We start from the raw sequence: 19018 nt of genomic DNA, 5'->3' as shown, positions 1-19018 counted from the left end.
TCTAGAAAAGGGATTTAATTTTTTAATAATAAATAAGTTGTAGTTACTAAAGACAACAAAGTAATAACAGTACCCAGTGATTCTATCCCAGTCTTCCCAGTTCCCCAAGACTTTTGCTTTAGTGGTTTTACGTAAATATAATCATTAGGTTGAAGATAATAATAAGGCGAATTGATTACATTTCTATCGGTAAGGTCTACATCGTGCATTTCAACACCTGTTGGAGTTTTTCTCATAATAGTTACTTCTTTTCTATTACCAACCATAGTTATATCTCCTGCATTGGCAATCGCTTCAAGTATATTTACATTTTCTTGATAGAGTGTTTTTGTTCCTGTATTTCCCACTTCGCCATTAATGGTATATCTAAATCCAGAAAGTTTCACGTTTACAAAAAGATTAGCTTCTTTATTAAAGTATTCCTCTAGTAACTGTTTTTCAATTTTTAAGCGCACTTCTTCTAATGTATAACCTAATACATTTATCTCGCCTAAAATTGGAATACGAATATTACCATGATCATCAACACGATACCCATTAAAATACAAACCGCTTTCAGAATTTTGAACCATATTTTCGTTTGTATTAGCACTTGCATTAAATATAGAGACTAGTTTAGGATCAATGGCTTTTAGATTGATACTTAATATATCATTGGTTTGCAAACGATACGGTTTCAATTCAATAGCTGCAATAGCTTTTTCAGGAGACTCAGACTCTTTTTGCTGTAAATAAGTTAAATCTTTTGTTGGTATACAAGAAGTTAAAAGCAAACCACTCATCATCACCAAAAAGAAAATCAATTTGTTCATGCTGTTTATTTTGTTACAAATATAGTTTATCATTCACAATTAATAGAAAACTAAAACTATTAATTGGAACCCGTTGCCTTGAATGAAGACTCAAATGGAACGCGTTGCAAAATACTTCGTCCAAGTGTTACCTCGTCTGCGTATTCTAACTCATCTCCCACCGCTATTCCTCTAGCTATGGTCGAAACAATCAAATCTGTATTAGCAATTTGTTTGTAAATATAAAAATTGGTTGTATCTCCTTCCATAGTAGAGCTTAACGCAAAAATCAATTCTTTTACTTGTCCAGAATTTACCTTTTCCAACAACGAATTAATGTGTAATTGGCTAGGACCTACACCATCAATTGGAGAAATTTTACCCCCTAAAACATGATATACACCTTTGTATTGTCCTGTGTTCTCAATAGCCATAACATCTCGAATGTCTTCGACAACGCAAATTAATTGGTGATTTCTGGTATGATTGGAGCAAATTTGACACAATTCTGTATCAGAAATATTATGACACTTAGAACAAAATCGAATATCATTTCGCATACTAGTCAAAGCCTCTGCTAGAAAATGCGTTTGATCCAAAGGTTGTTTAAGCAAATGTAGCACCAAACGCAAGGCTGTTCTCTTCCCTATTCCTGGCAATTGAGCCATTTCGTTTACCGCTTTCTCTAATAATTTTGAAGAAAATTCCATAGGGACAAAAATACGTTTAAAATTGAAAAAAAAACTAGTCCTAAAAACAAACTCGCGTTTTACATTTACCAGAATGTATTACAAACACTGGTACTTGTTCAACAGAACTTGACAACTCTCTTTAATTCTATTTTTGCTTTCTTGGGTTAAATTAGAACTTGAAGGAAGACATAATCCCACTTCGAACAAAGAGGCAGCTATTTTTTTTCCATAATATGGATATTTTTCAAATACCGGTTGCAAATGCATAGGTTTCCATAAATGTCGTGCTTCTATATTGTATTCTTCTAAAAACAAACGAAAAATTTCAGGAGTTAACCCATTGGTCTTTTCCTTATCTATCAAAATCGTAGTTAACCAATAATTGGAAAAAAAAACAGCATTTGGCTCAGAAAAAACAAGTATTCCTTTGGCATTAGAAAACAGTTCATCATAAAATAAATGATTGTCTCGCCTTGCTTTCAACCGCTCTCCTAATACTTCTAATTGCCCTCTTCCAACTGATGCTGCTATTGAACTCATAGCATAATTATACCCAATTTCACTGTGCTGATAATAAGGTGCTACATCACGAGCTTGGGTAGCCAAGAAAAATGCTCTCTCTTTTTTCAACTTATCCGAAAGTATTAAAGCCCCGCCGCTAGAGGTGGTTATAATTTTATTACCATTAAAAGAAAAAACACCTATATCCCCGAGTGTACCACATGGCATCCCTTTATAACTACTCCCCAATGCCTCGGCACTGTCCTCCAAAACAGGAATAGAGTACTGCGCTGCAACTGCACGTATTTTTTCAACTTGAAAAGGCATCCCATAAAGATCAACCACAACTATACACTTAGGTTTTTTACCTTTGGAGAGTCTATCCTTTATTGCTTCATCTAAGGCAATCGGACACATATTCCAAGTTGAGGGTTCGCTATCAATAAAAATAGGTGTAGCACCAATATAAAGAATAGGATTTACAGATGCAGAGAATGTCATCGTTTGACACAAAACTTCATCACCAGACTCCACACCTAGTAACAACAAACCTAGATGTATCGCTGCTGTTCCAGAATTTGTAGCATAAACATAAACCTTGTCTTCAAGATACTGTTCTAAATCTTTTTCAAATTCACGGACAACACTTCCGCCAGAAGTAATTGCCTTGAGCTGCAACGCCTGCTGCACATAAGACAATTCCTTTCCGCTAGGATGAGCTTCAGACAGAAAAATTCTATCTATATTCATAAATACTACTAGCTTTAAATATAAAAAAGAGTTCCTTTTTTCTTTTTATCAAACCATCAAAATTGAGACAGTAAACAAACTTTACTAAATTCTTATCCTTTAATAAATAGAATTACAAATTCATTTGCCTACTCAAGAAGGATTAGATTTTTAATACTGATTCGTAGCCAACAAAACCAAAGTACAAGCCACTTCAGCTTGAATACCATTCAATTCTAATAACTGATACAACTCTGGATTTTCAGTTCCCGGGTTAAAAACTACTCGTCTAGGCTGAGCATCAACTATATAATTATAATACGCTCTTTGACGTACTGGATTTAAATACAAGGTAACGGTATCAATATTTTTTAAAGGTATTGCTTTGGTATGAATTTTAACACCTGCTACTTCACCAGCGTTTTGCCCTATAGCTATTACTGAATGCCCTTTTTGTACCAACATTGAAATAGCTTTATAAGCATACTTTTCTGGTTTAGAAGTAGCTCCTAAAACTACTGTCTTTTTACTTTTTGTCATTTCTCAAAATATATATTACAAAAGTAGCCAAAAATAAGTGAGCCCTAACTCTTTTACCCTTCGAAAATCATTGTATTTAAGAAACAATTAAATAACAAACCAGTAAGATTTATCATTCTAAAAATTGTAGCTTTGTGATAAAATCTTAGGTATGGAATTATTTATTTATCTATTTGCGGCTTTATTTTCTGTACTAAATCCGATTGGGACAGTACCAATTTTCGTGGGGTTAACACAAAATGATGCACAATCCGAACGTAACAGACTCTCGCTTTGGACTTCCATTAACGTTTTTATCATCTTAGTTGTCTCTTACTTAATTGGTCAATACGTCCTTACTTTCTTTGGCATAAGTATTGACTCTCTAAGAATCGCTGGTGGAATTGTAATCGTAAGTTCTGGTTTCTCTCTATTATCTGGAAAATTCAACAAAAAAAGGGGGATCAACAAAAAAATTGAAAACGAAGCACAACAGAGAAACGACATCGCATTGACTCCATTAGCTATTCCAATGCTCGCTGGACCAGGTTCTATGTCATTACTAATCGCTTTTTACAACCAACACAAATCGACCAACGAGATTTTGATTTCGATTGCGGCCATTCTTGCCATTTCGGCAACAATTTATATTATTTTAAGAAGCGCACACTATCTAGCAAGAGCGTTAGGAGCTTCAGGCATTGTTGCCATTTCTCGTATCGTTGGATTTATTGTCATCGCCATTGGAATACAATATATTGTAAGTGCCTTAATTAATATTATAAAAGCTAATTTTTAAGCAAAAAAAAACCTGTCAAAAAAGAATTTCTGACAGGCTTTTTTTATAACGTTTTAACTAGGCTCTTGGCAGAAAAATCTCTGCCATCATACAACGAGCGCTTCCGCCACCACAAGCCTCAATAGTGTCTAAACTTGAACTTAAAATAGTAACATGTTCTTCTAGTAGCATAATTTGTTTTTTGGTCAATGCTTGGTGAGCAGCAGCACTCATTACTAAATATCTTCTGTCGTCTGCACCTTTTACCTCAAGCATGTTACCTGCAAAATTATTCACTTGATCTTCTGTAATCAAAATCACTTGCTTATCATCGTTTTTGAGACTATCAATCACCATCTTGCGTTCTTTTTTATCATCAATTGCATCGGCACACAAAACGGCAAAAGTTTCTCCCAAACACATCATCACATTAGTATGATAAATCAGTTTTCTTTCTTCATTTACGGTTTGAAAAGCTTCAAAAATTATTGGTGCAAAATCAAAATCTTCACAAAACTCAATAAATAGTTCTTCATCAGCCCTTGGTGATAATGCGCAATACGCTTTACCATTGGCACGATCTAACAACAAACTCCCTGTTCCTTCCAAAAATATCCCATCTTTTTCAGCCTCAGTATAATCCATGATTTCATTAATCACAAATCCCTCGTCTTCCAAAATATCTAGAATATCTTCTCTTCTTTCCAAACGACGATTTTCTGCAAACATTGGATACAAAACAACATCTCCATTTTCATGAAAGGAAATCCAATTGTTTGGAAAAATACTGTCTGGGGTGTCTGGAGTTAATGTATCATCAACAACAATAACGTTCACTCCAACAGAACGTAATTTTTTCACAAAAGCATCAAATTCCTCCTGCGCCTTAGCATTAACAGTAGCTGGCAACAACCCATCTAATACTTTTTGGTAATAATTATTTACTGCCGTTTGCTCATTCATTCTAAAAGCAACTGGACGTATCATCAAAATTGAATTGGTAGTCTGTTTCATTTTTTTTCTAATTTATTTGATTCAAATCAAAACTTTGAACCTATAACATTTTTTTTAATCTCTAACTAACGGAAGTGTAGAACAACGCAACAATCCTTCTTGCTTTGCAATCTCCGCATAAGGTATTTCTTCAACTACAAAACCTTGATTTCTTAACCAGTTGTTTAATCTAGTGAAATTCCTTTCAGAAACCACCACATTGGGAGCAATAGAAAACACATTAGAATTCATATCATACATTTCGTCTCTGGTAATATGAAACAAGTTTTCCTTACCAAAAAGATTCACTAAGAACAAATAATCAGCCTCTTCTCTAAAGCCATTTTTATAAATAATACCTTTATCGTTTCCTACTGGCTGAAAACAACAATCCAAATGCAAGGCATTGTCTCTTGCTTCCAATTTTGATTTAACTAAATCAAAATCTTTGACTATTTTGTTTGGAAAAAGTTGTTTAATAAATTCTACTCCTTGCCAATTGGTTCTGGCGGTTATATAATCTTTATAATCGCTTCCTTTATAAGTTCCAATAAAAATATACTCATTCCAAAGCATTACATCTCCACCTTCTATATGAACTTCCTCAGGAGGCCTAACCACCTTAGAAGGGTCAATTTGATCAATTATATATTGAATAGCATCTAACTCCCTTTCTCTATCTGGCAAAATATTGGATTTAATGAAAACATCATCAATTACAAATCCAATATCTCTCGCAAAAATTTGATTATAATTAGGAATCAGTTCAGGCCTTAGAACATCAACCTCATATTTTTGAAAAACGGCATTAAAAGCATCCATTTCAGAAACCATGTCTTTTTCAATAGGATAAGTACCTGCTAAAATATGCTCCAATGATTTTGGATCATAGGCCTCATCAATTGTAGGGGTTGGTCCATTACTATTTGCTAATCCTAAAATCACCTTTCTTAAGCGCGCCGTTTCATTTTTTACATTTAAATCTAACATTCTTATTTGCAATTGTTTATAACCAAAAAAGCTTCGCAGATTCGCGAAGCTTTTTAGTCAAATATATTATCTTTTATCTACACTTTTAAATTCCCGTAGTGGGTACCCAACATAAACTTGTCTTGGACGACCAATTGGTTCTTTATTTTCTCTCATTTCCTTCCATTGCGCAATCCAACCTGGTAAACGACCAATAGCAAACATTACCGTAAACATATCTGTAGGAATCCCTAAAGCTCTGTATATAATTCCAGAATAGAAATCCACATTAGGATACAAACTTCTTGATTTGAAGTACTCGTCTTCTAAAGCAGCTATTTCTAGTTTTTTAGCTATTTCTAGAATTGGATCTTCAACACCTAAAGTAGCTAATACTTCATCAGCTGCCTTTTTAATAATTCTAGCTCTAGGATCAAAATTTTTATATACTCTATGACCAAATCCCATCAAACGGAAAGGATCGTTTTTATCTTTTGCTTTTGACAAATACTTTTCAGTATCCCCACCGTCTTTATGAATTTCTTCAAGCATTTCTAAAACCGCTTGATTAGCACCACCGTGAAGAGGCCCCCAAAGTGCTGAAACTCCAGCAGAAATAGAAGCAAATAAACCAGCATGAGAAGAACCTACCATACGCACTGTTGATGTAGAACAATTCTGCTCGTGATCTGCATGTAGAATAAACAATTTATCTAAAGCACTTACTACAACAGGATCTGCTTTGTAAGGACCTGTTGGTAATTCAAACATTAATCGCATAAAATTCTCAACATACCCCTTTGTATTATCATAATAATTCAATGGGAATCCCATGCTTTTTCTATACGTCCATGTAGCAATAACTAAAAATTTACCCATAGTTTTGCAAACAGCCTCGTACATCTCCTTCTCATTTTCAACATTAACCGATTTCGGATTAAATGCTGTCAATGCACTAGTTAATGCTGATAAAACTCCCATTGGATGCGCAGTTTTTGGAAAACCATCAATGATATTTTTCATTTCTTCGTTAACCAAAGTATGTTTACGAATATCATTTTCAAATTGCTCTAATTGTTCTGTAGTTGGTAATTCTCCAAAAATAACAAGATAAGACACTTCTAAAAAATGTGCTTTTTCAGCCAAATCTTCTATTGAATACCCCCTGTAACGAAGAATTCCTAATTCACCATCTAGAAAAGTAACTTCACTCTTACAAGAACCAGAATTTTTGTATCCTGGATCAATTGTAATTACCCCAGATAAGTCTCTTAATTTACTAATATCAACAGCTCCTTCATTTTCACTCCCCACTATAAATGGAAGCTCAAATTTATTGCCATCAATTTCTAACGTTGCTATTTTTGACATAATATTATATGGATATACTTTTAATTAAATATTTCCCAAATCTAATGAATTTAGAACTAAATTAAAAACGATTTCAATCTCTAACTTGTTAAATGTTTACAAAAAAAGCCATCTGAATTAACAGATGGCTTTTAGTATAAAAAACTGTTGTTTTTATTTCACATTAAAGGCATTTTTACCAGGAAAATAAGCTGTAGCTTCAAGTTCTTCCTCAATTCTTAACAACTGATTGTATTTTGCCATACGATCAGAACGAGATGCTGATCCCGTTTTAATTTGACCACAATTCAAAGCAACTGCTAAATCAGCAATTGTATAATCTTCAGTTTCTCCAGAACGGTGAGACATTACAGAAGTATAACCAGCATTCTTAGCCATGTTTACAGCAGCAATCGTTTCAGTTAAAGTACCTATTTGGTTAACTTTTACAAGAATTGAATTGGCAATTCCTTTTTCGATACCAGTAGATAAACGCTCAACATTAGTAACAAACAAATCATCACCAACTAACTGCACTTTATCACCAATTTTTTCGGTTAATAATTTCCAACCTTCCCAATCATTTTCTTGCATACCATCTTCGATAGAAATGATTGGATATTTTGCTGTAAGTTCTGCTAAATACTCAACTTGTTCAGCTGATGTTCTAACTTTTCCAGTTGGACCTTCAAATTTAGAATAATCATACTTTCCATCAACATAGAATTCAGAAGAAGCACAATCTAAAGCAATCATAACTTCATCTCCAAAAGTATAACCTGCGGCTTCAACGGCTTTTTTGATAGTATCCAAAGCATCCTCGGTACCACCAGCTAGATTAGGTGCAAACCCACCTTCATCACCAACTGCAGTAGAAAGCCCTCTATCATGCAATACTTTTTTAAGGTTATGGAAGATTTCAGTACCCATTTGTAAAGCATGAGTAAACGAAGTTGCTTTTACTGGCATAATCATGAACTCTTGAAAAGCAATAGGAGCATCTGAATGAGAACCACCATTAATGATATTCATCATTGGCAATGGTAAAGTATTAGCCGAAACTCCACCTACATATCTATACAAAGGAAGTCCTAATTCATTAGCGGCAGCTTTTGCCGCTGCAAGAGAAACTCCCAAGATAGCATTTGCACCCAATTTTGATTTATTTGGAGTACCATCTAAATCAATCATTAATTGATCAATCTTATTTTGTTCAAAAACAGAAGTTCCTACTAATTCTTCAGCTATAATAGTGTTTACATTATTAACAGCAGTCAAAACTCCTTTTCCTAAAAAGGCTTTACCACCATCTCTCAACTCTACCGCCTCATGTTCACCAGTCGAAGCTCCTGATGGAACTGCAGCTCGTCCTATAATCCCATTTTCTGTAACTACATCTACCTCAATAGTTGGATTACCTCTTGAATCGAAAATTTGTCTTGCGAAAATTTTAACAATAATACTCATTATTCTTATATTTTATGTTATTAATTTGTATTTTACTCAAAATTACGGAAATAAAATGATAATCATAAATAAAGAATGGACTATATTTTATAATTTATTAACGATAACGTTTTAGCTTTTTGCTTTCTCTATATTAGCAATAAACTGATCAAATAAATAAGAAGAATCGTGTGGACCAGGACTAGCTTCAGGATGATATTGAACAGAAAAACAGTTCTTGTTTTTCATTCTCATTCCTGCAACAGTAGCATCATTCAAATGTAGATGGGTAATTTCTAATTCGGGATGTTTTTCTAATTCTTCCTTATTAACTGCAAAACCATGATTCTGAGATGTAATTTCACCTCTACCTGTAATCAAATTAGTTACAGGATGATTTATACCTCGGTGTCCATTAAACATTTTGTAAGTAGAAATTCCGTTTGCAAGAGCAATAACTTGATGTCCCAAACAAATTCCAAACAATGGTTTGTCATTTGCAATTATTTGTTTTGCAACATTGATGGCACTATGAAGCGGATCTGGATCACCAGGCCCATTAGACAAGAAAAAACCATCTGGATTAAAAGAATTCAAATCTTCATAAGTTGCGTCGTAAGGAAAAACCTTTATATAACAATCTCTTTTTGCTAAATTTCGTAATATATTTGTCTTTATACCCAAATCTAAAGCAGCAATCTTAAACTTAGCATTTTCATTTCCATAAAAATAAGGCTCCTTAGTAGAAACTTTTGAAGCCAACTCGAGACCTTTCATATCAGGCACATTAGAAAGAGCCACTTTCAATTCTTCAATAGGCGTTCCATCTGTACAGATTACAGCATTCATAGCACCATGCTCTCTGATGTATCCAACAAGAGCTCTAGTATCAACATCGGAAATACAAATCAAATTTTGATTTTTGAAATAACTCTCAAGACTCTCGGAAGCATCAGAACGAGAATAATTAAAACTAAAGTTTTTACAAATAAGTCCAGAAATCTTAATAGAATTTGACTCAACTTCTCTATCATTTACCCCATAGTTCCCAATGTGAGCATTTGTAGCCACCATTAATTGACCATAGTAAGACGGATCAGTAAAAATTTCTTGATAACCAGTCATTCCGGTATTAAAACAAACCTCACCATAAGCGACTCCACTCAAACCTATAGATTTCCCATAAAAAACAGTCCCATCACTGAGTAAAAGTAAAGCTTGTTGTCTAGTTGTATATTTCATATGTAGTTAAAAATTTTGCAAATTTAAATTTTAAAAGAAGGCGAAACAATTTAAATCTACAATTAGTATATAAAAATCGAATCTTAAAAAACAAAAAAAAAGGATAAACTATAAATAGCTTATCCTTGATTTATTTATCGAATGATTATTTTCATAATTATTCAGCAGCTTCAGCAGTTGGCTCAGCACTTGCAGGAGCTTCAACAGCTTCCTCACTTTTTTTGGCTTTACCACCACGACGGCTTTTTGCTTTTTTAACTTCTTTTTTACCTCCGTTATAAAGTTCGTTAAAATCTACTAATTCAATCATCGCCATATCAGCGTTGTCTCCTAAACGATTACCAACTTTAATAATACGAGTATATCCACCTGGACGGTCTCCAACTTTTGCAGCAACATCTCTGAACAAATCTGTTACAGCATATTTGCTACGTAAATAAGAGAAAACGATACGACGATTGTGAGTAGTATCAGCTTTAGATTTTGTTATAAGCGGCTCAACAAATTGTTTAAGCGCTTTGGCCTTAGCAACAGTAGTGTTAATGCGTTTGTGCTCAATAAGAGAACAAGCCATATTAGCCAACATAGATTTTCTATGTGAGGTCTGTCTGCTTAAGTGATTATTTTTTTTTCCGTGTCTCATTGCTTTATGAATTTAATCTCACCTAAAAGGCGGATTAGATTATTCTTTATCTAGTTTATATTTTGTTAAATCCATACCGAAAGTAAGGTTCTTTACCGCTACTAATTCATCTAGTTCAGTCAAAGATTTTTTACCGAAATTACGGAACTTCATTAAGTCATTTTTATTAAAAGATACTAAATCACCAAGTGTATCAACTTCAGCCGCTTTCAAACAATTTAATGCTCTAACAGACAAGTCCATATCAACAAGCTTAGTTTTAAGCAATTGTCTCATATGCAATGACTCTTCATCATAAGATTCTGTTTGTGCAATTTCGTCAGCCTCAAGTGTAATTCTTTCATCAGAAAACAACATGAAATGGTGAATCAAAACTTTTGCAGCTTCAGTAAGAGCATCTTTTGGATTAATGGAACCATCAGTTTTAATTTCAAAAACTAATTTTTCGTAATCTGTTTTTTGCTCAACACGGAAGTTTTCAATAGCATATTTTACATTCTTTACAGGTGTAAAAATAGAATCTGTAAAAATAGTACCAATGGCCGCATTCTGTTTTTTGTTCTCTTCTGCAGGAACATAACCTCTACCTTTTTCAATAGTCAAATCAAAACTTAATTTGATTTTACTGTCTAAATTACAGATAACAAGTTCTGGATTCAAAACTTGAAAACCTGAAATAAATTTTTGAAAATCACCAGCTGTCAATTGATCTTTACCTGAAACAGAAATAGTAACTGATTCATTATCTATATCTTCAATCTGACGTTTGAAACGTACTTGTTTAAGATTTAAGATAATCTCGGTAACATCCTCAACAACTCCTGAAATAGTGGAAAACTCATGATCTACACCTTCGATACGAACAGATGTTATTGCATATCCTTCTAATGCTGAAAGCAAAACTCTTCTAAGTGCATTACCAACAGTCAATCCATAACCAGGTTCCAAAGGTCTAAATTCAAATTTACCTTCAAAATCGGTTGAATCGATCATGATAACTTTATCGGGCTTCTGAAAATTAAATATTGCCATAAATTTCGACTAAGTCAATTATTATTTGTTGTACAACTCTACGATTAATTGTTCTTTAATGTTTTCAGGAATTTGAAGTCTTGCAGGTACAGAAACAAAAGTTCCTTCTTTAAGATCATTATTCCAAGTAATCCATTCATAAACATGACTTGAATTAGACAAAGAACGTTCGATAGCTTCTAATGATTTAGACTTTTCACGAACAGCAACTTTATCACCAGGTTTAAGGTGGTAAGAAGGAATATTAACAACTTCACCATTAACAGTGATGTGTCTATGAGAAACGATTTGACGAGCACCTCTTCTAGAAGGAGCAATACCCATTCTAAAAACTACATTATCTAATCTTGACTCACACAATTGTAATAAAACCTCACCAGTTACACCTTTAGTAGCTGATGCTTTTTCAAATAAATTTCTGAATTGTTTTTCTAAAATTCCATAAGAATATTTAGCTTTTTGCTTTTCCATCAATTGGACAGCGTACTCAGATTTTTTTCCTCTTTTTTTAGCCATCCCGTGTTGCCCAGGAGGGTAGTTTCTTTTTTCGAAAGCTTTATCATCTCCGAAAATTGCTTCGCCAAATTTACGGGCGATTCTTGTACTTGGACCAGTATATCTTGCCATTTTAATTTGTTTAAGATAGAGATTATGAATTCAGGTCTTATCCTTCGATAATCTATATTCTATCTAGGTTATACTATAAATAAATTTGAGTATTAAACTCTACGTCTTTTAGGAGGACGACATCCATTGTGAGGCATTGGAGTAACATCGATAATTTCGGTAACTTCAATTCCACCATTATGTATAGAACGGATAGCAGACTCACGTCCATTACCTGGTCCTTTAACATATACTTTAACTTTTTTAAGACCAGCCTCAAGAGCTACTTTACTACAATCTTCTGCTGCCATTTGGGCTGCATATGGAGTATTCTTTTTAGAACCTCTAAAACCCATTTTACCAGCTGAAGACCAAGAAATAACTTCACCTTTTTTGTTTGTTAACGAAATGATGATGTTATTGAAGGTAGCAGAAATATGAGCCTCTCCCGTTGATTCAACGATAACTTTACGTTTTTTTGCAGTTGCTTTAGCCATATTACTTATTATTTAGTTGCTTTTTTCTTGTTAGCAACAGTTTTTCTTTTACCTTTTCTTGTTCTAGAGTTGTTTTTAGTTCTTTGACCTCTCAATGGAAGACCAGATCTATGACGAATACCTCTGTAACATCCAATATCCATCAAACGTTTGATGTTTAAAGAAACCTCTGAACGTAATTCACCTTCAATTTTGAAAGCTGAAACCGCCTCACGAATTGCTCCAATCTCATCATCGTTCCAATCTTGAACTTTTTTATCTTGGCTTACTTGAGCTTTCTCTAAAATCTCAATCGCTCTACTTTTTCCTAATCCGAAGATGTAGGTAAGTGCTATAACACCTCTCTTGTTTTTTGGGATATCTACCCCTGCTATTCTTGCCATAATTATCCTTGTCTTTGTTTAAATCTAGGATTCTTTTTGTTGATTACGTATAATCTGCCTTTTCTACGCACAATAATGCACTCGGCGCTTCTTTTTTTAACTGATGCTCTTACTTTCATTTGGAATATCTTTAATATCTATAAGTAATTCTTGCTTTTGACAAATCGTAAGGACTCATTTCAAGTTTCACCTTATCACCAGGTAATAATTTGATGTAATGCATACGCATTTTACCAGAAATATGAGCAATTACGACATGTCCATTTTCTAACTCTACACGGAACATTGCATTAGATAATGCTTCGATTATTGATCCGTCTTGTTCTATTGCTGATTGTTTTGCCATAAAATTAAGCTACTGCTTTTCTATTTTTACCACTCTTCATCAAACCATCATAGTGTTTATTCAACAAATATGAGTTAATTTGCTGCATTGTGTCAATAGCAACACCAACCATAATGATTAATGAAGTACCTCCAAAAAACATTGCCCAAGATTGTTGTACATCCATAAGACTTACGACAATAGCTGGGAACACAGCGATTAAAGCAAGAAATAAAGACCCTGGGAAAGTAATTAAAGACATCACTTTATCAAGATAATCAGATGTTTCTGCACCAGGTCTTACTCCTGGAATGAAACCTCCACTTCTTTTTAAATCATCAGACATTTTATTTGTAGGTACAGTGATTGCGGTATAAAAGAATGTAAAGATAACTATTAAGCTAGCAAATACAAAATTATACCAAAAACCAAAGATGTTACTAAATGCACTAACAATTGTTTGAGAAGTTTCTGATTTAGACAAACCAGCAACAGCTGCTGGAATAAACATAATAGCTTGGGCAAAGATAATCGGCATAACACCAGAAGCATTTAACTTCAAAGGTATCCATTGTCTATTACCACCCAACATATCTTGTTCAAAATCACCAGATGCTGTTCTGCGAGCATACTGAACAGGTATCTTCCTTACTGCCATAACAAGCAAAACACAGGAAATAATTACTAATAGCCAAATAATAACTTCAATAACCAAAAGCATTGGACCTCCATTATTATTGGTAACTCTTGTAGTAAATTCTTGAATAAAAGCCTGTGGCAATCTTGCTAAGATACCTACCATGATCAAAAGTGAAATACCATTTCCAATCCCTTTATCAGTGATTTTCTCACCTAACCACATTGCAAAAATTGTACCTGTTACTAGGATAACAACTGAAGAAAATAAGAATTCAAAAGAATTAAAACCTAATAAAAAGGCATTACTTGGTAATGTTCTGTAAAGATTGTAGATGTAAGTCGGCCCTTGAACTAAAGTGATACCAATAGTCAACCAACGAGTAATTTGATTGATCTTTTTTCTACCACTTTCACCATCACTTTGCAATTTTTGTAGATAAGGAATAGCTATCCCCATTAACTGAACAACAATAGATGCTGAAATATAAGGCATGATACCCAACGCAAAAACTGAAGCTTTCGAAAAAGCACCACCAGTAAACATGTCAAGTATTGAACCGATACCATCTTTTGTTTGACCTGCTAAACCAGTCAATTGCGTTGCATCAATTCCAGGTAAAGTTACATGTGCGCCAAAACGATAAACTAAAAGAAGACCTAAAGTAAAAAGAATTCTATTTTTTAGTTCCTCAATCTTCCAAACATTACTTAATGATTCAAAAAATTTCTTCATATTAGTTGAAAAATTATAATGTTACAGCTTCACCTCCAGCAGCTTCAATAGCAGCTTTTGCAGTAGCAGTAAATTTGTGAGCAGATACCTTTAATTTTGCTTTTAATTCACCTCTTCCTAAAATCTTAACGATCTCATTCTTAGTAGCTAGACGATTTGCAACAAAAACTGACATATCAACAGTATCAGTTACAAGACCATTATCCACTAATAATTGAAGTGTATCTAAATTAACACCTTCGTACTCTTTACGATTGATGTTTTTGAAACCAAACTTAGGAACACGTCTTTGAAGTGGCATCTGACCTCCTTCAAAACCAATCTTTTTAGAGTATCCTGAACGAGATTTAGCTCCTTTGTGTCCTCTTGCAGAAGTACCACCTTTACCAGAACCTTCACCTCTACCTAATCTCTTATTTTGATTGTGTGTAGAACCCTCAGCAGGTTGTAAATTACTTAAATTCATACGAGTATTTGTTATTTAATTTCTTCTACAGAAACTAAGTGTTTAACTTTATTTATCATCCCAAGGATAGCAGGATTTGAATCATGCTCTACAACTTGTCCCATTTTACGTAAACCTAAAGCCTCTAAACCTCTTTTTTGAGTAAGAGGACAGTTAATTTTACTACGTACTTGTTTTACTAATAATTTAGCCATAATTTCCTTAAATTAACCTTTAAAAACTTTCTCTAATGAAACCCCTCTTTGTCTTGCAACTGTATGAGCACTTCTCATTTGTAATAAAGCATCAAAAGTTGCTTTAACAACATTATGAGGATTAGATGATCCTTGAGATTTTGATAATACATCGTGAATTCCCACTGATTCAAGAACTGAACGAACAGCACCACCAGCAATAACTCCTGTACCATGTGATGCAGGAATCAAAAACACACGCGCACCACCAAATTTACCTTTTTGTTCGTGAGGAACAGATTGTCCATTCAAAGGAATTCTAACTAAATTTTTCTTTGCATCTTCTACTGCTTTAGCAATAGCTTCTGAAACATCTTTAGATTTACCTAATCCGTGTCCAACCACTCCATTTTCATCACCTACAACTACAATAGCTGAAAAACCGAAAGCTCTACCACCTTTTGTAACCTTAGTAACACGATTTACACTTACCAAACGATCTTTTAATTCAAGACCACTTGGTTTTACTAACTCTATATTCTTGTATTTATTAGACATACTATATTAGAATTTAAGCCCAGCCGCTCTTGCGCCTTCCGCTAATGATTTAATACGACCATGATATAAATAACCTCCTCTATCGAAAGTTACTGTTTCAATACCAGCTTTCAAAGCTTTCTCTGCAACCAATTTACCAACTGCAGTTGCAACTTCAATATTCGTACCTTTTCCTATTTCTTTTTCTCTTGAAGAGGCAGCTAACAAAGTAACACCATTTACATCATCAATTAATTGCGCATAAATTTCTTTGTTACTTCTAAAAACAGAAAGTCTTGGTTTAGTAGCAGTACCACTAATCGTTTTTCTAATTCTGAATCTAATTCTCTGTCTTCTTTCAGGTTTTGTTAATGACATAATCTTATTTTTTAAGCTGATTTACCTGCTTTTCTTCTTAATACTTCACCTACAAATTTAACCCCTTTACCTTTGTAAGGCTCTGGTTTACGGAAACTTCTTATCTTGGCAGCAACTTGTCCTAATAGTTGTTTATCAAAAGAAGTTAACTTCACAATTGGGTTCTTTCCTTTTTCAGAAATAGTTTCCAAAGTTACCTCAGGAGCAATTTCTAAAATAATATTATGAGAAAAACCTAAGGCTAAATCTAGTTTTTGTCCTTGATTTGAAGCTCTATAACCAACTCCAACCAATTCTAAAGATTTAGTAAAACCTTCACTTACACCAACAATCATGTTATTGATTAAAGAACGATATAAACCGTGTTTTGCTCTTTGGTCTTTGTGATCAGACGATCTTTCAATTGTAACTTGACCGTCTTCAACTTTTACAGTAACATCTGAAAATTCCTGTGTTAGTTGACCATTTTTTCCTTTTACAGTAATAATACCATCTTTAACTTCAACAGTTACTCCGGCAGGGATTACGATTGGACTTTTACCTATTCTTGACATCTTATCTAGTCTTTAAAAATTAGTATACGTAACAAATTACTTCTCCTCCAACATTCAATTGCTTAGCTTGTTTTCCTGTCATCAAACCTTTAGATGTAGAAACAATAGCAATACCTAATCCATTAAGGATTCTCGGCAATTTAGAAGCACCTGCGTATTTACGTAAACCTGGTTTACTAATTCTTTGGATATCTTTAATTACAGGCTCTTTAGTAACTTTATCGTACTTCAGAGCAATTTTGATAGAACCTTGAACAGTTTTGTTCTCAAACTTGTAACTTAAGATGTAACCTTGATCAAATAAGATCTTAGTTATTTCTTTTTTTAGATTAGATGCGGGAATTTCAACTACTTTGTGGTTTGCAGCCACAGCGTTTCTAACTCTCGTTAAATAATCTGCAATTGGATCTGTATACATATGTATTAATTTGCGGTAACGGTTTTCGAACTATTCGAACCTGAAACCAGTTTATAAATGTGAAAAAACAGACGTGGTTACTCACGTCTGAATATTATTATTCTACCAAGATGCTTTTTTAACACCTGGTATCAATCCATTGTTAGCCATTTCACGGAATGTAACACGTGAAATACCGAATTGACGCATATACCCTCTTGGTCTACCTGTTAATTTACAACGATTGTGCAAACGAACTGGTGAAGCATTTTTCGGTAATTTTTGCAAACCTACGAAATCTCCAGCTTCTAACAAAGCTTTTCTTTTCTCAGCATACTTAGCTACCGTTTTTTCTCTTTTCACCTCACGGGCTTTCATTGATTCTTTAGCCATATCTTAATTCTTTTTAAAAGGTAAACCTAATTCAGCCAACAATGACTTTGCTTCTTTATCTGTTTTTGCAGAAGTAACAAAGGAAATATCCATACCAGATATTTTGTTTACTTTATCAATATCAATTTCTGGGAAAATGATTTGTTCTAAAACACCTAAGTTATAATTTCCTCTTCCGTCAAAACCTGTAGATTTAATACCATTGAAGTCTCTTACACGAGGTAAAGATGAAGTAATAAGTCTATCTAAAAACTCATACATTCTTTCTCCACGTAAAGTCACTTTTGCACCAATAGGCATCCCTTTTCTAAGTTTAAAAGACGCAACGTCTTTCTTAGAAATAGTGGCTACTGCTTTTTGTCCAGTAATCTTAGTCAACTCCTCAACTGCATAGTCAATTAGTTTTTTATCAGATACTGCCGCACCAACTCCCTTACTCAAAACAATTTTTTCCAATTTTGGAACTTCCATAATATTTGAGTAACCGAACTCTTCTTTAAGAGCAGCAATAACTCTACTCTTATATTCTTCTTTTAGTCTAGGTATATATGCCATTACTATAGTACTTGATTAGATTTTTTTGAAAATCTTACTTTCTTATCTCCTTCTACTCTAATACCAACTCTTGTAGTTTCCTTTGTTTTAGGATCTATAAGAGCAATGTTAGAAATTTGTATAGAAGCTTCCTTTTTTACAATACCACCTTGAGGGTTTTTAGCACTTGGCTTCGTGTGTTTAGAAACCATGTTTACACCTTCAACAATCGCTTTGTTTTTCTCACGGTAAACACGCAAAACTTTACCTTCAGCACCTTTATGGTCTCCAGCTATTACTCTTACAATGTCTCCTGACTTTATTTTTAGCTTTATCATCTTATAACGAATTAAAGCACTTCTGGTGCTAATGATACAATTTTCATGAATTGTTTTTCACGAAGTTCTCTTGCTACCGGACCAAAAACACGAGTTCCTCTCATCTCACCAGCTGCATTTAACAATACACAAGCATTGTCATCAAATCTGATGTATGAACCATCGGCTCTTCTTACTTCTTTTTTGGTACGTACAACAACTGCAGTTGAAACAGCTCCTTTTTTTACGTTTCCGTTCGGAGTTGCATCTTTGATAGAAACTACAATCTTGTCACCAACAGAGGCATACCTTCTTTTGGTACCTCCTAAAACACGGATAGTTAAAACTTCTTTAGCTCCAGTGTTATCTGCTACTTTTAGTCTTGATTCTTGTTGTACCAT

The 19018-nt window shown here is 33.8% G+C and carries 28 protein-coding genes; 1 reads left to right on the top strand and 27 read right to left on the bottom strand.

The features are described 5' to 3' along the window. Window positions 1–14 precede the first annotated feature (14 nt). From ACZ1AQ_RS11600 to ACZ1AQ_RS11585, 4 genes are all read right to left on the bottom strand, one after another. Window positions 15–812: a polysaccharide biosynthesis/export family protein gene (locus ACZ1AQ_RS11600; RefSeq protein ID WP_489633050.1), complete on the bottom strand. Its 798-nt coding sequence runs from the start codon at window positions 810–812 to the stop codon at window positions 15–17. Between the two features lie 59 nt (window positions 813–871). Next, window positions 872–1501 carry a recombination mediator RecR gene (recR, locus tag ACZ1AQ_RS11595; protein ID WP_489633049.1) on the bottom strand — a complete coding sequence of 210 codons (630 nt, stop codon included), beginning with the start codon at window positions 1499–1501 and terminating at the stop codon, window positions 872–874. A gap of 78 nt (window positions 1502–1579) precedes the next feature. After that, entirely contained in the window at window positions 1580–2734 is a 1155-nt protein-coding gene (locus tag ACZ1AQ_RS11590) for a DegT/DnrJ/EryC1/StrS family aminotransferase (protein WP_489633048.1), read from the bottom strand. 150 nt (window positions 2735–2884) lie between these two features. Then, a complete protein-coding gene (locus tag ACZ1AQ_RS11585) occupies window positions 2885–3253 on the bottom strand; it encodes a CoA-binding protein (protein WP_489633047.1) in 369 nt (122 codons plus the stop codon). A 151-nt stretch (window positions 3254–3404) separates the two neighbouring features. On the opposite strand from ACZ1AQ_RS11585, the gene ACZ1AQ_RS11580 reads away from it, so the two are divergent. Further along, complete coding sequence (locus tag ACZ1AQ_RS11580; protein ID WP_489633046.1) at window positions 3405–4031, top strand: MarC family NAAT transporter; 627 nt, start codon at window positions 3405–3407, stop codon at window positions 4029–4031. 57 nt (window positions 4032–4088) lie between these two features. On the opposite strand, the gene ctlX is transcribed toward ACZ1AQ_RS11580, so the two are convergent. The 23 genes from ctlX to rplN form a co-directional block, all read right to left on the bottom strand. Then, window positions 4089–5024 carry a citrulline utilization hydrolase CtlX gene (gene ctlX, locus ACZ1AQ_RS11575; RefSeq protein WP_489633045.1) on the bottom strand — a complete coding sequence of 312 codons (936 nt, stop codon included), beginning with the start codon at window positions 5022–5024 and terminating at the stop codon, window positions 4089–4091. A 54-nt stretch (window positions 5025–5078) separates the two neighbouring features. Next, entirely contained in the window at window positions 5079–5993 is a 915-nt protein-coding gene (locus tag ACZ1AQ_RS11570; RefSeq protein WP_489633044.1) for a dimethylarginine dimethylaminohydrolase family protein, read from the bottom strand. 66 nt (window positions 5994–6059) lie between these two features. After that, a complete protein-coding gene (locus ACZ1AQ_RS11565) occupies window positions 6060–7343 on the bottom strand; it encodes a citrate synthase (protein ID WP_489633043.1) in 1284 nt (427 codons plus the stop codon). A gap of 153 nt (window positions 7344–7496) precedes the next feature. After that, window positions 7497–8789, bottom strand: coding sequence for a phosphopyruvate hydratase (gene eno, locus ACZ1AQ_RS11560; RefSeq protein WP_489633042.1), 1293 nt, complete (start codon window positions 8787–8789; stop codon window positions 7497–7499). Window positions 8790–8900: 111 nt separating this feature from the next. Next, complete coding sequence (gene carA, locus ACZ1AQ_RS11555; protein ID WP_489633041.1) at window positions 8901–10010, bottom strand: glutamine-hydrolyzing carbamoyl-phosphate synthase small subunit; 1110 nt, start codon at window positions 10008–10010, stop codon at window positions 8901–8903. Between the two features lie 157 nt (window positions 10011–10167). After that, window positions 10168–10653 carry a 50S ribosomal protein L17 gene (gene rplQ / locus ACZ1AQ_RS11550; RefSeq protein ID WP_489633040.1) on the bottom strand — a complete coding sequence of 162 codons (486 nt, stop codon included), beginning with the start codon at window positions 10651–10653 and terminating at the stop codon, window positions 10168–10170. Between the two features lie 39 nt (window positions 10654–10692). Beyond that, on the bottom strand, window positions 10693–11685 hold the full coding sequence (locus tag ACZ1AQ_RS11545) for a DNA-directed RNA polymerase subunit alpha (RefSeq protein ID WP_064716169.1): 993 nt from the start codon (window positions 11683–11685) through the stop codon (window positions 10693–10695). Between the two features lie 21 nt (window positions 11686–11706). Then, window positions 11707–12312, bottom strand: a complete 606-nt coding sequence (rpsD, locus tag ACZ1AQ_RS11540; RefSeq protein ID WP_064716170.1) for a 30S ribosomal protein S4 — start codon at window positions 12310–12312, stop codon at window positions 11707–11709. A 92-nt stretch (window positions 12313–12404) separates the two neighbouring features. Continuing rightward, window positions 12405–12788, bottom strand: coding sequence for a 30S ribosomal protein S11 (rpsK, locus tag ACZ1AQ_RS11535; RefSeq protein WP_007803677.1), 384 nt, complete (start codon window positions 12786–12788; stop codon window positions 12405–12407). An 8-nt stretch (window positions 12789–12796) separates the two neighbouring features. After that, the gene (gene rpsM / locus ACZ1AQ_RS11530; RefSeq protein ID WP_064716171.1) at window positions 12797–13171 is read right to left on the bottom strand and encodes a 30S ribosomal protein S13; all 375 of its coding nucleotides are present in this window, start codon (window positions 13169–13171) and stop codon (window positions 12797–12799) included. A 2-nt stretch (window positions 13172–13173) separates the two neighbouring features. Continuing rightward, window positions 13174–13290, bottom strand: coding sequence for a type B 50S ribosomal protein L36 (gene ykgO, locus ACZ1AQ_RS11525; RefSeq protein ID WP_002987490.1), 117 nt, complete (start codon window positions 13288–13290; stop codon window positions 13174–13176). 11 nt (window positions 13291–13301) lie between these two features. Beyond that, a complete protein-coding gene (gene infA / locus ACZ1AQ_RS11520) occupies window positions 13302–13517 on the bottom strand; it encodes a translation initiation factor IF-1 (protein ID WP_026714631.1) in 216 nt (71 codons plus the stop codon). A 4-nt stretch (window positions 13518–13521) separates the two neighbouring features. Continuing rightward, complete coding sequence (secY, locus tag ACZ1AQ_RS11515; RefSeq protein ID WP_489633039.1) at window positions 13522–14868, bottom strand: preprotein translocase subunit SecY; 1347 nt, start codon at window positions 14866–14868, stop codon at window positions 13522–13524. Window positions 14869–14881: 13 nt separating this feature from the next. Next, complete coding sequence (gene rplO / locus ACZ1AQ_RS11510) at window positions 14882–15334, bottom strand: 50S ribosomal protein L15 (protein ID WP_489633038.1); 453 nt, start codon at window positions 15332–15334, stop codon at window positions 14882–14884. Window positions 15335–15345: 11 nt separating this feature from the next. Next, the gene (rpmD, locus tag ACZ1AQ_RS11505; protein ID WP_024981523.1) at window positions 15346–15528 is read right to left on the bottom strand and encodes a 50S ribosomal protein L30; all 183 of its coding nucleotides are present in this window, start codon (window positions 15526–15528) and stop codon (window positions 15346–15348) included. Between the two features lie 12 nt (window positions 15529–15540). Then, window positions 15541–16065, bottom strand: a complete 525-nt coding sequence (gene rpsE, locus ACZ1AQ_RS11500; protein ID WP_064716174.1) for a 30S ribosomal protein S5 — start codon at window positions 16063–16065, stop codon at window positions 15541–15543. A gap of 6 nt (window positions 16066–16071) precedes the next feature. Then, the gene (rplR, locus tag ACZ1AQ_RS11495) at window positions 16072–16422 is read right to left on the bottom strand and encodes a 50S ribosomal protein L18 (RefSeq protein WP_489633037.1); all 351 of its coding nucleotides are present in this window, start codon (window positions 16420–16422) and stop codon (window positions 16072–16074) included. A gap of 11 nt (window positions 16423–16433) precedes the next feature. After that, window positions 16434–16976: a 50S ribosomal protein L6 gene (gene rplF / locus ACZ1AQ_RS11490; protein WP_489633036.1), complete on the bottom strand. Its 543-nt coding sequence runs from the start codon at window positions 16974–16976 to the stop codon at window positions 16434–16436. Between the two features lie 19 nt (window positions 16977–16995). Beyond that, a complete protein-coding gene (gene rpsH / locus ACZ1AQ_RS11485; RefSeq protein ID WP_489633035.1) occupies window positions 16996–17394 on the bottom strand; it encodes a 30S ribosomal protein S8 in 399 nt (132 codons plus the stop codon). A gap of 102 nt (window positions 17395–17496) precedes the next feature. Beyond that, entirely contained in the window at window positions 17497–17766 is a 270-nt protein-coding gene (rpsN, locus tag ACZ1AQ_RS11480; RefSeq protein ID WP_026707007.1) for a 30S ribosomal protein S14, read from the bottom strand. Between the two features lie 3 nt (window positions 17767–17769). Continuing rightward, window positions 17770–18321: a 50S ribosomal protein L5 gene (rplE, locus tag ACZ1AQ_RS11475; RefSeq protein ID WP_489633034.1), complete on the bottom strand. Its 552-nt coding sequence runs from the start codon at window positions 18319–18321 to the stop codon at window positions 17770–17772. 2 nt (window positions 18322–18323) lie between these two features. Next, complete coding sequence (gene rplX, locus ACZ1AQ_RS11470) at window positions 18324–18638, bottom strand: 50S ribosomal protein L24 (RefSeq protein ID WP_026727873.1); 315 nt, start codon at window positions 18636–18638, stop codon at window positions 18324–18326. An 11-nt stretch (window positions 18639–18649) separates the two neighbouring features. Beyond that, window positions 18650–19018 carry a 50S ribosomal protein L14 gene (gene rplN / locus ACZ1AQ_RS11465; protein WP_007803649.1) on the bottom strand — a complete coding sequence of 123 codons (369 nt, stop codon included), beginning with the start codon at window positions 19016–19018 and terminating at the stop codon, window positions 18650–18652.

This window comes from Flavobacterium sp. UM26 (assembly GCF_057922445.1).
Note: the sequence above shows the minus strand (reverse complement) of the source record. Positions and strands in the feature narration are given on the sequence as shown.

Bases quoted from the DNA above. Each gene is read 5' to 3' on its own strand.
- ACZ1AQ_RS11600 (WP_489633050.1), bottom strand. From the start codon at position 812: ATGAACAAATTGATTTTCTTTTTGGTGATGATGAGTGGTTTGCTTTTA.
- recR (WP_489633049.1), bottom strand. From the start codon at position 1,501: ATGGAATTTTCTTCAAAATTATTAGAGAAAGCGGTAAACGAAATGGCT.
- ACZ1AQ_RS11590 (WP_489633048.1), bottom strand. From the start codon at position 2,734: ATGAATATAGATAGAATTTTTCTGTCTGAAGCTCATCCTAGCGGAAAG.
- ACZ1AQ_RS11585 (WP_489633047.1), bottom strand. From the start codon at position 3,253: ATGACAAAAAGTAAAAAGACAGTAGTTTTAGGAGCTACTTCTAAACCA.
- ACZ1AQ_RS11580 (WP_489633046.1), top strand. From the start codon at position 3,405: ATGGAATTATTTATTTATCTATTTGCGGCTTTATTTTCTGTACTAAAT.
- ctlX (WP_489633045.1), bottom strand. From the start codon at position 5,024: ATGAAACAGACTACCAATTCAATTTTGATGATACGTCCAGTTGCTTTT.
- ACZ1AQ_RS11570 (WP_489633044.1), bottom strand. From the start codon at position 5,993: ATGTTAGATTTAAATGTAAAAAATGAAACGGCGCGCTTAAGAAAGGTG.
- ACZ1AQ_RS11565 (WP_489633043.1), bottom strand. From the start codon at position 7,343: ATGTCAAAAATAGCAACGTTAGAAATTGATGGCAATAAATTTGAGCTT.
- eno (WP_489633042.1), bottom strand. From the start codon at position 8,789: ATGAGTATTATTGTTAAAATTTTCGCAAGACAAATTTTCGATTCAAGA.
- carA (WP_489633041.1), bottom strand. From the start codon at position 10,010: ATGAAATATACAACTAGACAACAAGCTTTACTTTTACTCAGTGATGGG.
- rplQ (WP_489633040.1), bottom strand. From the start codon at position 10,653: ATGAGACACGGAAAAAAAAATAATCACTTAAGCAGACAGACCTCACAT.
- ACZ1AQ_RS11545 (WP_064716169.1), bottom strand. From the start codon at position 11,685: ATGGCAATATTTAATTTTCAGAAGCCCGATAAAGTTATCATGATCGAT.
- rpsD (WP_064716170.1), bottom strand. From the start codon at position 12,312: ATGGCAAGATATACTGGTCCAAGTACAAGAATCGCCCGTAAATTTGGC.
- rpsK (WP_007803677.1), bottom strand. From the start codon at position 12,788: ATGGCTAAAGCAACTGCAAAAAAACGTAAAGTTATCGTTGAATCAACG.
- rpsM (WP_064716171.1), bottom strand. From the start codon at position 13,171: ATGGCAAGAATAGCAGGGGTAGATATCCCAAAAAACAAGAGAGGTGTT.
- ykgO (WP_002987490.1), bottom strand. From the start codon at position 13,290: ATGAAAGTAAGAGCATCAGTTAAAAAAAGAAGCGCCGAGTGCATTATT.
- infA (WP_026714631.1), bottom strand. From the start codon at position 13,517: ATGGCAAAACAATCAGCAATAGAACAAGACGGATCAATAATCGAAGCA.
- secY (WP_489633039.1), bottom strand. From the start codon at position 14,868: ATGAAGAAATTTTTTGAATCATTAAGTAATGTTTGGAAGATTGAGGAA.
- rplO (WP_489633038.1), bottom strand. From the start codon at position 15,334: ATGAATTTAAGTAATTTACAACCTGCTGAGGGTTCTACACACAATCAA.
- rpmD (WP_024981523.1), bottom strand. From the start codon at position 15,528: ATGGCTAAATTATTAGTAAAACAAGTACGTAGTAAAATTAACTGTCCT.
- rpsE (WP_064716174.1), bottom strand. From the start codon at position 16,065: ATGTCTAATAAATACAAGAATATAGAGTTAGTAAAACCAAGTGGTCTT.
- rplR (WP_489633037.1), bottom strand. From the start codon at position 16,422: ATGTCATTAACAAAACCTGAAAGAAGACAGAGAATTAGATTCAGAATT.
- rplF (WP_489633036.1), bottom strand. From the start codon at position 16,976: ATGTCAAGAATAGGTAAAAGTCCAATCGTAATCCCTGCCGGAGTAACT.
- rpsH (WP_489633035.1), bottom strand. From the start codon at position 17,394: ATGTATACAGATCCAATTGCAGATTATTTAACGAGAGTTAGAAACGCT.
- rpsN (WP_026707007.1), bottom strand. From the start codon at position 17,766: ATGGCTAAAGAATCAATGAAAGCCCGTGAGGTGAAAAGAGAAAAAACG.
- rplE (WP_489633034.1), bottom strand. From the start codon at position 18,321: ATGGCATATATACCTAGACTAAAAGAAGAATATAAGAGTAGAGTTATT.
- rplX (WP_026727873.1), bottom strand. From the start codon at position 18,638: ATGATAAAGCTAAAAATAAAGTCAGGAGACATTGTAAGAGTAATAGCT.
- rplN (WP_007803649.1), bottom strand. From the start codon at position 19,018: ATGGTACAACAAGAATCAAGACTAAAAGTAGCAGATAACACTGGAGCT.